Origin of the sequence: Photobacterium alginatilyticum, from assembly GCF_009910675.1 — a bacterium.
Lineage (GTDB): Bacteria > Pseudomonadota > Gammaproteobacteria > Enterobacterales > Vibrionaceae > Photobacterium > Photobacterium alginatilyticum.
The window spans coordinates 1-12,978 of the sequence record NZ_RSEJ01000003.1 but is presented as its reverse complement, the minus strand read 5'-3'; the positions used below and the strand labels follow the sequence as shown (position 1 = coordinate 12,978).

The window sequence follows — 12,978 nt, the reverse complement described above, 5'->3', positions numbered from 1 at the left end:
TGCTATTTTGCATTGACACTACACGGCTATGGCTTACTTGTCGAGGCTATATGTTTAGCGTACAAATGTTCGTTTAGCGCTCCCCTCGGCCAAATCGATATACAAGCTGCCCCGAAAAAAGATCATCATTTGTCGAAGTACTGGTACTGTGATAATGAGACCAATCAGCAAGTAGCGCCCAATTAGCATGAAACTGATAATGCAAACCAGCACCACCGTTGATCTGGAATGTTTTGAGATCAACACTTTTCTCCAGCAGTGTTTCGCCAATACCGACATTCAGATAAGGCCGCAGTTTATCCTTGTTATTAAAATAATATTGAAAATCAAAACTGTAGTTTTCATAACTTACATCTGCTTTGGTAATCGTGCTCGGTGTTTCAACTCGGGTATAATTCAGGCGGGAAGAGAAAGCCGGGGTAAAATACACTCCCAGGCTGATTGTCGGCGCCCAACGATTTTCCAGTTGCCAGTCACTATCAAGATCCAAATATCGAGCCCCTATTGAAATACCAACGACACCGTCATCAATAGGATCGTTCGATACCGAGGATGTCGCATATTCCCGGCGACGCTTGAGCGCCGGGCTTGTTTCTCCCTCACCGATGCTGTAACTCATGTTGATCCTAAACTGGGTATCCACTTCTCCGTTTGACAGCGAAACATCCTGAAAGCCGATGTACCCGGTGCCAGCCTTGATAACATCACGGCCAACCAGATTATTAATACCACAACCAATACTATCGACTGGGTCAAGAAAAAACAGTGCCATATCTCCAACCAACGAAGAGCCCCAGACTTCACCGCCACCCTGGATGATCTCCCGCTCTTTGTTGAATGCCCACTCACCATACACCCAACCCAGCACGGGTGTTACCACCAAATCCTGTATAGCAGGGACTTCTGCAAAGGCCTCCAACCCATATTCCCAATAGAATGTAGACATCAGAAACGAGTAGACAAACGCATCCCACTGTCGATAGCCGGACTTTCGGGCTACCTGATAGTAAACACCGCCAAAATAAGGGTGGCCGATATAGTTGATATACCAGATATCCCGATCCCACACCGGGCCGTCTTTGACGTTTTTCCACCATTTTTCCATCAGGCGTTCACTGCTATTGTCCCAGTTCGAAATGTCTTCCGGCAACAAAGCAATAAAACCTGCCACCCCGACTCCATACCATGCAACCGATTTGGTCTGAGACCACAGACGATCGGCATCCTCGCCGTTTTCCGCCGAGAAAAGCGCCACCGAATAAGGAGAATCATACACACTGTCAGGCCTGGGCTGATCTTCCCAGGTTGTGTTGCTATACCCAGGCAAGGAAGAAGGTGCGGAAGCAAGTACGGAGGGAGATGTAGAATACAAGGTATCGTATTCATCGCCGAAGGCTGGGGAAGCCACAAAAAATGATGCCAACAACAAAGGAGTGGTAAACTGACATTGCATAACCTGATCGCCTTCTGCTCATCAATATCAAAGCCCAAATAGGGCAAATTCTTTATTATTGAGATCTTTAAGCTATTAATTCAAAAAGCAATCTAGTCAGTATAGTTCAATGTAATTTGTTCATTCATAACAAGAAAGATATATTTATGAGAATCCAGAACTCAAATGACAAACAGATGCCCCCCGATGCACACGATTAACAGACATGTTGCGACTTCGGCGACTAATATAAAGCCTGCTCAGGTTAGAAAATTTGCATCACAACCGTAAATGTCACCCCCGCCGCTTGCCGCCCTTCGTCATCGACATTATTAGCGGCACGAATAGTGCCTTGCATATCGCGGACATTATTGGCAGTGATAGATAGTCCCAACCCCAACCCTTCCCCCATTTTTTTACTGGTCTGAAACGGTTCGAACATATTGTCCAGCATGGATTCACTGATCCCACATCCATTGTCAATAACCTGAATGATCACCTGCTTGCCCTGTTCTGAGGCCGTAATAACCAAACTCGGCTCTGCAGTATCAGCCACCGCATCAAGGGCATTGCTGATCAGGTTGCCCAATACCTGCATCAGTCGTTGAGGCTCACCAAGTACATCCGGTAAATGGGAAGGAATTCGGATCCGAACATCAACACCTTGCAATCGTTGCTGGTGAATACGCAATATCTGCTGCAAGGTATCCGGCAAGGAGGTAGCGGTTAACTGCTCGGGGCGGTTAAAGGCAAACGTCTTGAGCTGCGAGGTCATGTTTGCCATCCGTTCCACCAGCGTATCCACCAGCTTCATGTTGGCGCGAAGTATCTTGGTTTCTCCGCGCTCAATCAGCAATTCATTGCTGGAAAGCAAAGTACGCAACCCGGTAAGCGGTTGGTTAAGCTCGTGGGTAATGGCGCTCGACATTCTGCCCAGCGCGGCCATTTTACTGCTCTGGACCAGTTCTTCCTGGGCAGAGTGCAGCGCTCTCGTTCTTTCCTGAACCCGTTGTTCCAGTTGCTCATTGACCGCCCGAAGGGCATTCTCAGCTTTTTTACGCTTGCTGATATCAATGGCCGTGATCAAAAAATGTCTTTCGTCATGCCAGGGCAGCGAGGTGATTGAAAACAGCACCGGAAAACGTGAGCCGTCGCTGCGTCGAGCCATCACTTCTACGGCAGTGATTTCTCCCCACTCATGGTGATTGGCCAGATTCTTCAACAACAGCATCACGGTTGAATTGCCTGCCGTCGTCTCAAACAGCTGCCAGGCAAAAATATTCTCGACCATAGAGTCCGACAAGCTGAAATAGCGCATCGCCGTCGGGTTGATCTCACCAATCTTTCCCTGGCTGTCGAGCAGCATCAACCCGACATTGGTTTTGCTGAACATCCGCCGCAGCCAGTATTCGGACTCAATGACCAGTTCCTGTAACAGCTGTTTAGAGCGCAACTTCTGTCGTCGCTCGTAAATAAACAGTCCCAGAATCAGCATCGACACCATCAGGATGACAGTACTAACCCCCAGCCAGTAAACCGTTTGTATTTGCTCTTTCAATGGCGTGAGGTAGTAGATCTTCCATTTCAGATCATCGAGCTGAACCGTTTGAACCAGATAGTCTTCCTGCCCGAGCTGCCAGGTCGACAATGTCGTACCACTGGCAAGCTGCATAACACTCGGAGGTTGCTGTGCCATTCCCTGCGCCTGGCTATTGAGCCACTCGGCACTATAGCGCTGACTGCTCGACAGGAAGAACTTCTGCTCTCTATGGCTGATCAGAACCAGTTCATTTTCAGCCAGCCAGGACTCCGTCAAGGTACTCAGGTCGACCTTAACGACAGCGATTCCGATCACCACTGATTTGGAGTACATCGGTGCGGCCAGAAAGTACCGAGCCTTCCCGTCAACAATCTTGCTCACTGTCACCACTTCTCCGCCCTGGCGGACCAGCTTGTCGGCAATAGTCTGCCCGTCGGCTTTCTGCCAGCTGGCATGCTTTCGGCTTGAGGCAATCAGGTTTCCTTTCGGTGTCAGGATATACCAGCCCTTGGTATTGGCGGCCTTGTCCAACTGCGCGAGATATAGGCCAACGTCATCATGCAAACTATTATCGCCGGTCAGCAGCTTCCGGCTCGGCTGGTGATCGGTAACCAAATAAGGCAGGTAGTGATAGCGCCTGAGTGCCCGGCGAATGTCACCGACGTATTTGAGCAAGCGATCTTCGCCCTGAGACTGGGCATTTTCAAATAACCACTGGCGGCTCACTTCTCTTGTCGCAACGATCCCGGCTGCAATAACAATAATGACTACAGAGGCAGTCAGCAGTAGCTTTAAACGTTTAGACAAAATGGCTCCTCGCATCCGTGCTGATTCTGTCTGTTTTTCACAGTCTGCAAGGCGAACCGCCCAAAGTCGAGCCAATCTGTGCGCGAGAGGGCGCTAGACCTCTGATAGTTTGGAGCCAATCACATCCGCCAGCGTGTTTGATAAACTTAAGGGTGACAGTAACTACCGGGCTTCGGCTCTGCGAGCCAGACCGAAGCTGATCACCATACTGGGTACGAGACCAAATTGTATCCACCGGAGGCTCTCGCTCATGAAACTAACAACCTGGCTACCCCTTAGCTTTCTCTTGTTCTGTGCCACTGCTATTGCCAATGACATATTTGAGTTTCCGCCCGCTTCGGTTACCTGGGCCAGCCCTGAAAACTACCGCGATGTGAGATCGTCCAGCGGCAGCCAGCCACGCTTCCAACAACAAGTCTTCGAGAATCTCAGTGAGTATTTCGGTGATATGGCCAGAATCTATCTGGCTCCGGACCAAACATTGAACATCAAGGTGAACAATCTGGATCTAGCGGGTGATATTCGCTATGGCGCAGAAACCGGACAAAAAATACGAATATTAACCAGTATCTCAGCACCCTCGATCAGTTTCAGCTACCAGATCCGTCAGGGTGATACGGCAATGAAATCGGATACAGTCAGGCTGACCAACCTGAACTATCAGGCAAGTGTGTGGGGAATGGGCAGAGACAGGGCACTCGCCTATGAAAAACAGCTAATTCATGACTGGGCAAGAAAATCACTAAGAAATCACTAAGAAGAAACCTGGGCACCAGAGTGCAAAAAGCCCTTTCTTTTAAAAGGGCTTTATGAGGTTATCGCTGTATATTTCGAGGCCTGGTTGTATCGAGGCAGGGTTATACTGAGGCCATGGCGCCTTTGCCAACCCCTTCGTAAGCGACCACGTCAAGGGACTTGCCCGCGACCATTGGACGTACCTGCTCAGCAATATAATGCGCCAACAGCTCTACGGTGGTATCTGTATCGAGCATTTCGGTTTCCGAACGGGCAATAGCCAACTCAAACTCACCCTGAGGCGCCTGATAACGGAAGCCATAATGGGTCAACTCGGAAATACCCGCCGCATACTTGCTCAGGTTCAGGCCCGATAACGCGACCTCGTCTTCACTGCTACCCAGGTAGATATCCTGCCAGCGCAGCGCCCACTGCTGCTCTAGCTCGGCATCTCGCTGGCCGTCAACATACAGCTCTACCGGAGAACGGTGGCCATGGGCAATACGCTGACAGTTCCCGTCATGCTTTTTAAGCCCATGGCTATAGTGATAAAAAGCGCCTTCAATTTTCTCATGACGCAAAGTCAGTTCCAGCCCTTGCACATTGTCCGGTAACTTACCGTCTAGTACCTGATACAAATGGCGGGTAACAGACTCAATCGTTACTGCATCATCATCAATAAAGCAGTAAGCCTGATCCGGGCAATTCAAATGAATACTTGTCTCGTTACGTAGCAAGTCGACTGTTGCGTAACCAGGCTGACTTTCGGCAACATGAATTCGGGAGTTCCGAGTCGGCACAATTAGGCGATGATCGACAAACTCATCCACCAGCTGCTTGATTTGCTTTTTGACCCTGCTGAAATCGAGCACCATGCTCATTTCATTCAGCTCACCCGACATCACCACATCGAGGATCCAACTTTCTCCGACCATACCTCGCTGTTCGCACAGGTAAGAGGCATCGATAACGGTAAGATCTCTGACAAATAGCTTCAAAGTGAAGTCCTTAATGATAATGGTTGTCGTTAAACTAGCAGGGCATTATACGCAGCTGAAAACGGGAGTAAACAACAGCGTGAGCCCGCCTCCTATCAGATAAGCGGCACGGGGCATATTCTGTTACTCAGAACAAATAGGAAGCGCCAATAAAGAGGGAGGTGACACCGTTCTGCTGTGATTCGAATTTAACGGCATTTCCGTCGCTGTCAGTACCATTCCAGGTTTCAATATCTTTCGGCACCAGCGAGTGACGTAGCCCAAGATCAACTCTGACCGGCTCTGCTACCTGCCAATTAATCCCTGCCTGCAGGCCGAACACGATTCCGCTTACATCAAACCCATCCGGAAACTGCGAATCCGGCTCCACAGACGAGTAACCAATATGAAGCCCAACAAAAGGGGTTACAGTCTTATCATGGCGGAACAGGTAATCGGCACTGAGCAAGTGCATGTTGGCTTTTGTCTCGTAGGCAGGGGACTCTTGGAACTTGGTTTCAGATTTATGCTGCTCGAAACTGTAATACATCCGGCTCTTGCCATCGGGTGTATATGCGCCAATATCAATGCCAGCAAAGCCCTCGCCTGAGGTGGATTCTGCTTCCAGCTTACTGCCATCACTCAGCACAACACAGTCAGAGTTGCTGAGCTGGCTCATTCCGCCCTTTATGCTGGCAAAATATCGAAAAGACGAATCGAGCTGCTCAGTATCCTTGGCGTGAACCGATATAGGGAGCAATGCAAACAGTACTGCAACCGCTGTTTTATTAATATCCATTTTAAACCTGTAAATTATACAAACACATCAAGCAAACAACTGAATATGGCGATAACACCCGCCCCACCATACTCAACAAAGGTGGTATCTCATTGTCGTTTATTCTAATTCAATAGTAATTTCAGTACTATAGTTGCTATTATGCAGTAAGCTCTAAATGTCACTCCCGTAGCCAGCTCAGTGCATCCAGGGGCTCTTCAAAATACCTCACCTCTCCGGAAACAAACCAGCTTCCCATCTTGGACATCACTTCCTGCCACCGGCTGTTGCCGTAAAACGCAACTTTGTTGAATTTCTTGCCGTGCTTTAAGCCCAGCTTTAAATCATCCCAGGCGGCCTGGAGCTGCCAGCCGTCAAAATCAGTACCATCGACGTAAACATTGACGATCGGGTGTTCAACTTCCACCAGCGCATCCTCAATCAATGGCGTGATCTTTTCATAATCCGAATGAGTCAGGGTGCCAATGGCCTTGAATTCCATAAAGACCATTTCATCCACCCGCTCTACATCCATCGAGATGCCATGTACGTTACTCATCATTCCTCCTCAGAGCTTGTCATCGACAATCGGCCTCCGAGTCAAAGGGAGCTATTGATAAATCACTTATTGATATCATTACAGTTTAGCTGCTGATGCCCCATTCAGCGCCCTCAAATACCGACACAGCGATCATCATGACCTGTTCGAGACCACTCCGAAATGTATTCGGCTAAACACACAAAAAAGCAGGGGAAATCCCCTGCTTATTTTAGGTTAGCTCACTACGTGTCAGGCCAATTGATTTCGTCGGCTAAGCACTATTCGGCTGACTGACTCATCCGGGCCTCAGCTTTGAGATCTTTTTTAAGGATCTTACCCGTAGCACTCATAGGCAGTTGCTGACGTATCTCCACGCTCCTCGGGTATTTGAACGTAGCAAACTGGGCCTTACCCCATTCGTAGAGCACCTGTTCATCCACGTTGGCTCCTTCTTTCAGAACCACATAAGCTTTAATCTCTTCACCATATTCCTGATCCGGAATGCCGATCACCGCCACCATGGCAACAGCAGGATGGGTCATGAACACTTCTTCAATTTCTCGCGGATACACATTAAATCCGCCGCGAATGATTAAGTCTTTGACCCGATCAACGATGTACAGATTTCCCTTTTCATCAAATCGACCGATATCACCGGTAAAGAACCAGCCATCGCGGAGCGCATTCTCATTTTCTTCCGGGCGGTTAAGGTATCCCTTCATGATATTGTGACCACGAATAATCACCTCCCCTTCCTGACCGCTGGCAACAAGCTCACCTTTCACATCCGCCAGGCGAATTTCTACGCCCTGAATCGGCTGACCGACCGAGCCCGGAATCCGTTCCTGATCCAGGTGATTGAAACAGGCAACAGGGCTGGTCTCCGACAATCCGTAGCCTTCGAGAATCGGGACGTTAAACCTCTCTTCAAAAACATGAATCACCTCTGTCGGCATCGACGAACCACCACTGATTGCCAGCCGCAGTGAAGAAACGTCCCGCTCGTTCGGGCAGTGATTGAGGGCGATATACATAGTCGGCACTCCGGCAAACACGGTCACCTTATGCTCAGCAATCAATTCAAGAACCAATGCTGGCTCGAATCTCGGCACCAATACCATTGTTGCACCGGCAAATACGGAGGCATTCATGTTAACGGTCTGGCCAAATGAGTGGAAAAGAGGCAGGGTTACCAATTGAACATCATCGGCCTGCGCCGCCATCAGGTTTTCTGTAACCAGGGCATTGCAGACCATATTCCCCTGCGTCAATTCGGCCCCCTTCGGCAGGCCGGTTGTTCCCGAGGTATATAAAATCACAGCCGTATCATCGGCACGACGTGGCAGATAATCACATTGAGGAGCACACTCTTGGATAAAAGCAGAAAACGATGGTTTGCCATTAAATGAGTGCTGATTCTGATCCGCAGTCATCACGACCATATCCAGGCAATGCTCCACCTGGTTGAATGCCGCAATCCCGGCTTCACCCATCGGCAATACGTCTGTTCCCTCAAAACAGAAAAAGAACTTCGCCTGAGAGTCTTCGAGGTGGTATTTAATCTCTCGTTCTTTAAGCAGCACATTAAGCGGTACCACGACCGCTCCGGCTTTCTGGATACCGTAATAGATAATAGGGAAAAAAGGCAGGTTCGGGCAACTCAGCGCCACCTTGTCACCGGGTAAAATACCTTTGGCTATCAGACCATTGCCCACCTTGCTGGCAAGGGCATCAAACTCGGCATAGGTGATTTGAGTATCACCACAAATAATCGCAACTTTATCAGGTTTACAACTGGCATTTCTTTGCAGGGCAGCAGCTAGACTCATCATAGATGATTACCTTGTTATTCGTTGATTATCATTGATTCAGTCGCTAAATACCTAAAAATCCGACAGATATTGAGCAGCGTAGAATGATATAACTAAATAAGCCCCGGCCAATTGTCAATAAACAGATATTTAAATGTTAATATTATGTGATCGCAGATCGTAACTATCAAGTCTTAGTACCTGATCGCAGCGTGAAAGCAAAATGGGGATCACAGCCTTCCCCCCCATCCGAGTGTTCCTTCAACATATAACGGTGCAGAGAACAGCTCGAAGTCCACGTATCAACATGACAACGACAGATTATTATCAGTTTTAGACGTGTTTTTCTTATTATTAATAAATAAGGAATACACCTCTGCATTCATAGTATTTCCTGCGCTCTTTCCACTACGCTAAGAAGATAATACGCCTTAATCACAGACAAAGGGGCTTAAAGCCTGATGCTGACAAACATGTACATTCCCTGTTGGATCTTTTTGTATCTCTTAAGCTTCCAAGCCCACTCTAGCTGTGCGGACATTAAAGTCGATCACCTGCGGTTAGAATGTTATGACCAGCTATCAAAGGGCGACCTCGAACTATCAGACAATGCTGATCAATCAGTAACACCGAAAAGTGAAGCAAAAGCGTTCAATCTGAATACCATGGATAGCAGCGAGATTGTCAGCTATTTCAATGACAGAAAAGTATTTCAACTGACCCCTCACTATCCCAACTACATCCTCCCGCTGTCGTATAACGAAAAGCCTAATGAAGAAGCCTTCGAGGAATTTGCTCCAGGGGCTAAACTCGACAGATTCGAAGTGAAGTTTCAGATCAGCGGCAGACTCAAGTTGTTGGACAATATCTACCGAGATAACTGGGATATTTGGTTTGGCTATACGCAAAAAGCGTGGTGGCAACTGTATAACTCTGATGAGTCAGCCCCCTTTAGGGAGACCAATTACAGCCCCGAAATCTTTGCTTCTTACTACTCGGATGTAGATATCTTCGGATTAAAACTCGTAACGACAGCTATTGGTCTTATTCATCAGTCGAACGGGCGCTCTGAATTACTCTCCCGAAGCTGGAACCGGCTATATGCAAACTTCCAATTTACCAGAAACGACTTTTATCTATCCATTCAGCCCTGGTACCGGCTTCCTGAAAGTGACGAGGACGATGACAACCCTAACATCGAAGATTATATGGGATATGGAAATTATCGCCTGACATACAAAAATGAAGGAACACTGTATAGCCTTTTATTACGTAACAACCTAAAGTTTGACGATAATAAAGGTGGCATCGAATTAAGCTTGGCATTCCCCGTTTACGATATCGTTAAATTATACCTGCAATATTACAACGGCTATGGTGAAAGCCTGATTGACTATGACCATTACGTAAACCGAATCAGTCTGGGGATATTAATTTATGAGTGGTTATGATCTAGCTCTATTAATACAGGTATCTCTTGCAGCATATTATAAAAACGATAATGCTACTGAGAAAAAAGTTTTCGGGCTGTAGAAAGTAAAAATTCATCCTGATGCGTTCCAGATGCGTTCCAGATGCGTTCCAGATGCGATAGATAAACCTACAGGGGCACCATCAACTGTAGTTAAAGGAATAGATATTTCTGGCAACCGCCCAACACCTGAAAATGATGTTATAGCCATTGTTCTGTCATAAAAATCCATCACAGCTTCAATGTTATTAAGCGCTCCTTTTAGTGGGGCAATAGTTGGAGTAGTGGGTAATAAAACCAATGATCCATCTAGAAATAAACAACCCCAAAAAACAAGAATCCCCCCCCCGCGATTATAGCGATTTTAAAGGGCTAATTTAGTAGAAAAGATAGTTTATCGGATGAGAATAGTTAGGAAGCGCAATGTTTCCTAACTATTAAGAGACAGGATTATAACTTGTAGCGTTTGATTTCTTGCTCAAGAGAATCCGCTAGCGTTTTCAACCCTTCGGCTTGTTGAGCTGCCGCATGGCCTTCTGTCGACATTTGGTTTGCCACAACTTGTACGCCTTCTGTATTCCGACTGATTTCAGCAGTTACACTTGATTGTTCTTCTGCTGCAGACGCAATCTGGGTCGCCATATCACTGATCATATTAATCTGGCTGGCAATGCTTTCAATACTCACACCTGCTTCATCAGCATCATTAACGCTGGTTTCAGCCGAATGGTGACTATCAGACATCACACTGACTGCTTGCTGCGTCGTTGATTGAAGAGATTCAATCATTGATTGAATCTCTTCCGTCGAGGTATGTGTTCGCTGTGACAGTACCCTAACCTCATCAGCAACAACCGCAAAGCCACGGCCTTGTTCGCCAGCACGAGCGGCTTCAATGGCGGCATTCAACGCCAATAAGTTTGTTTGCTCGGCAATTGAACGAATCGTTGCCAAGATAGAACTGATCCGCTGAGCATGATCGTTTAAGTCTTCGATAATAGTCACAGCACTATCAACCTCACGAGCCAAGTTACCTATTGATGACTGGCTTTGGCGCACCTGACTGTGACCTTCCTGTGTCAGCCCTACTGCATGTTCTGCTGTTTTAGCTGTATTTTCAGCATTACCTGCAATCTCTTGGGTTGCACTTGCCATTTCGGTAACCGCTGCAGCAACCATGATGATTTCATCTTGCTGCTGACGGATATTCTCGCTTCGCTGGGCGGCGGCATTCGCTGAATCGGTTGCTGAACGATTAAGCTCTAAAGTGATTTCACTTAATCGTGTGACCATCTGATGTAAACGTGCAACAAATACATTGAAGTTCGACGCAAGCTTTCCGACCTCATCGTTACTACGGGTATCAATACTCACTGTCAGATCACCTTCGCCATGGGCAATATCAGACAGCGCATCACTAACTTTGGCTAACTCAGCCAACTGGCGATTAACAAACCACGCGGTACCAGCGCCCATCACCAGCAAAATAACCAAACCAAACAGCATTTGCTGCAAGATCATATCTCTCAATGGCGCTTCAAGCACATCAAGATCCATAACAAACACCAGAAGCCATGTTGTATTCGGAATACGTTCAAGCTTCACCACCTTTTCCCGACCGTCAACAGTGGTTTTAAAGAAACCATTGGTGGTTATTTCCTGACGTAAATTCTCCAGCGCAAAACCCTGGCCTATTTCTACTGTATCTTTTAATACGAAGTCTTCATTCGGGTGTGCAATAACGGTTCCGCTGCTATCGAGTAACATGGCATAACCATCACCCAACACCGGCATAGAAATGACATCCTGAGTCAGTCCATCTAGTGCTAGGTTAGAGGCTGCAACTCCGATGATCTCACCATTTTTACGGACAGGATCCGCCATCGTCACCACCAGTGTCTTCATCGTATGGCTCACATAAGGCTTGGTGGTAATAAAATCATTTGCGGCAAATGCTTGTTTATACCACCCTCGGGTTCTCGGATCGTATCCAGCTTTATTGAGCGACGGGTCCTGGCGAAACATTTCACCCTTAACATTCCCGTAGTAACTTAATCCAAATCCACCTGACTTATAGGTCTGTTTAAGATGCGAAACAATATCGAGTGATTGATCGTTTTCAATCGCACCTTTCAGCCCCTCAATCGCTAGCCTTTTCCCTAGCATCCAGTTGCCAATTCCCATCGCATGAGCCTGCGTAGTATTGGTACTTTCACTTTCAATGGCACGCCACGCTTCCTGTTTCATGCCAGAATACGAAACAAAACCAAATGACACAGCGGTCACGGTAATCGCAACGACACTGGCTAAAACCAGTTTTGTTTTTAATGTAAGATTCATTAGTAGTACCTTGCTTTGCAGTAAATTCCAGAATTAGGCATCTATTGGTTTAGATGCACCATCAAAAAAACAAGTTGATCGCTATCGCATTGCTTATCTATTTAGCTACCGAGAAAACAAAGAAATATTTACTGAACAGGGCATCGTAGTGACTTCCACTGACCACTCAAATTTGCGTGTTAATAACAATATTTCCCGCATTCGGCCCAAAAAAAGGCTGACCCAAACCGGGTCAGCCAACTTCTTCTAGCGGTGTAGCCTATTAGCCACCGAAGTCATCCAGCAGGATGTTTTCGTCTTCGACACCAAGATCTTTCAGCATGCCGATAACGGCGGCGTTCATCATTGGTGGACCACACATGTAGTATTCACAATCTTCAGGCGCTTCGTGATCTTTCAGGTAGTTCTCGTAGATCACGTTGTGGATGAAGCCTGTGTAACCATCCCAGTTATCTTCTGGCAGTGGATCAGACAGGGCAACATGCCACTCGAAGTTCTCGTTGTCCGCAGCCAGCGTATCGAAATCTTCAACATAGAACATTTCAC

The 12,978-nt window shown here is 47.2% G+C and carries 10 protein-coding genes and 1 pseudogene; 2 read left to right on the top strand and 9 right to left on the bottom strand.

The features are described 5' to 3' along the window. Positions 1–73: 73 nt before the first annotated feature. Entirely contained in the window at positions 74–1,453 is a 1,380-nt protein-coding gene (locus EIZ48_RS03890; protein WP_160648794.1) for a DUF3943 domain-containing protein, read from the bottom strand. Between the two features lie 244 nt (positions 1,454–1,697). Continuing rightward, positions 1,698–3,779 (bottom strand): sensor histidine kinase, encoded by a 2,082-nt coding sequence (locus EIZ48_RS03885; RefSeq protein ID WP_240152859.1) that lies wholly within the window; start codon positions 3,777–3,779, stop codon positions 1,698–1,700. A 250-nt stretch (positions 3,780–4,029) separates the two neighbouring features. Here EIZ48_RS03885 and EIZ48_RS03880 point away from each other — a divergent pair, with 250 nt between their 5' ends. Further along, a complete protein-coding gene (locus tag EIZ48_RS03880) occupies positions 4,030–4,536 on the top strand; it encodes a DUF3016 domain-containing protein (protein WP_160648792.1) in 507 nt (168 codons plus the stop codon). Positions 4,537–4,636: 100 nt separating this feature from the next. Here the strand turns inward: EIZ48_RS03880 and EIZ48_RS03875 are convergent, their stop codons facing one another. The 4 genes from EIZ48_RS03875 to EIZ48_RS03860 form a co-directional block, all read right to left on the bottom strand. Then, positions 4,637–5,512: a 6-pyruvoyl trahydropterin synthase family protein gene (locus EIZ48_RS03875; protein ID WP_160648791.1), complete on the bottom strand. Its 876-nt coding sequence runs from the start codon at positions 5,510–5,512 to the stop codon at positions 4,637–4,639. Between the two features lie 127 nt (positions 5,513–5,639). After that, positions 5,640–6,290, bottom strand: a complete 651-nt coding sequence (locus tag EIZ48_RS03870) for an outer membrane beta-barrel protein (protein WP_160648790.1) — start codon at positions 6,288–6,290, stop codon at positions 5,640–5,642. A 160-nt stretch (positions 6,291–6,450) separates the two neighbouring features. Then, positions 6,451–6,828 carry a SpoIIAA family protein gene (locus tag EIZ48_RS03865; RefSeq protein WP_160648789.1) on the bottom strand — a complete coding sequence of 126 codons (378 nt, stop codon included), beginning with the start codon at positions 6,826–6,828 and terminating at the stop codon, positions 6,451–6,453. 260 nt (positions 6,829–7,088) lie between these two features. Next, a complete protein-coding gene (locus EIZ48_RS03860; protein WP_160648788.1) occupies positions 7,089–8,642 on the bottom strand; it encodes a long-chain-fatty-acid--CoA ligase in 1,554 nt (517 codons plus the stop codon). Positions 8,643–9,082: 440 nt separating this feature from the next. Here EIZ48_RS03860 and EIZ48_RS03855 point away from each other — a divergent pair, with 440 nt between their 5' ends. Beyond that, positions 9,083–10,072, top strand: coding sequence for a phospholipase A (locus EIZ48_RS03855; protein WP_160648787.1), 990 nt, complete (start codon positions 9,083–9,085; stop codon positions 10,070–10,072). A gap of 93 nt (positions 10,073–10,165) precedes the next feature. Here EIZ48_RS03855 and EIZ48_RS03850 read toward each other — a convergent pair whose 3' ends face one another. From EIZ48_RS03850 to EIZ48_RS03840, 3 genes and pseudogenes are all read right to left on the bottom strand, one after another. Then, positions 10,166–10,393, bottom strand: a complete 228-nt coding sequence (locus EIZ48_RS03850; RefSeq protein ID WP_192928455.1) for an amidase family protein — start codon at positions 10,391–10,393, stop codon at positions 10,166–10,168. 149 nt (positions 10,394–10,542) lie between these two features. Then, complete coding sequence (locus tag EIZ48_RS03845; RefSeq protein ID WP_160648786.1) at positions 10,543–12,432, bottom strand: methyl-accepting chemotaxis protein; 1,890 nt, start codon at positions 12,430–12,432, stop codon at positions 10,543–10,545. A gap of 262 nt (positions 12,433–12,694) precedes the next feature. Next, positions 12,695–12,978, bottom strand: a pseudogene (locus EIZ48_RS03840) (NADH:ubiquinone reductase (Na(+)-transporting) subunit F); the annotation flags it as partial.

What these genes read in the sequence shown, in the direction of transcription:
- EIZ48_RS03855 (WP_160648787.1), top strand. Translation starts at nt 9,083, where the DNA reads ATGCTGACAAACATGTACATTCCCTGTTGGATCTTTTTGTATCTCTTA.
- EIZ48_RS03845 (WP_160648786.1), bottom strand. Translation starts at nt 12,432, where the DNA reads ATGAATCTTACATTAAAAACAAAACTGGTTTTAGCCAGTGTCGTTGCG.
- EIZ48_RS03865 (WP_160648789.1), bottom strand. Translation starts at nt 6,828, where the DNA reads ATGAGTAACGTACATGGCATCTCGATGGATGTAGAGCGGGTGGATGAA.
- EIZ48_RS03890 (WP_160648794.1), bottom strand. Translation starts at nt 1,453, where the DNA reads ATGCAATGTCAGTTTACCACTCCTTTGTTGTTGGCATCATTTTTTGTG.
- EIZ48_RS03880 (WP_160648792.1), top strand. Translation starts at nt 4,030, where the DNA reads ATGAAACTAACAACCTGGCTACCCCTTAGCTTTCTCTTGTTCTGTGCC.
- EIZ48_RS03870 (WP_160648790.1), bottom strand. Translation starts at nt 6,290, where the DNA reads ATGGATATTAATAAAACAGCGGTTGCAGTACTGTTTGCATTGCTCCCT.
- EIZ48_RS03860 (WP_160648788.1), bottom strand. Translation starts at nt 8,642, where the DNA reads ATGATGAGTCTAGCTGCTGCCCTGCAAAGAAATGCCAGTTGTAAACCT.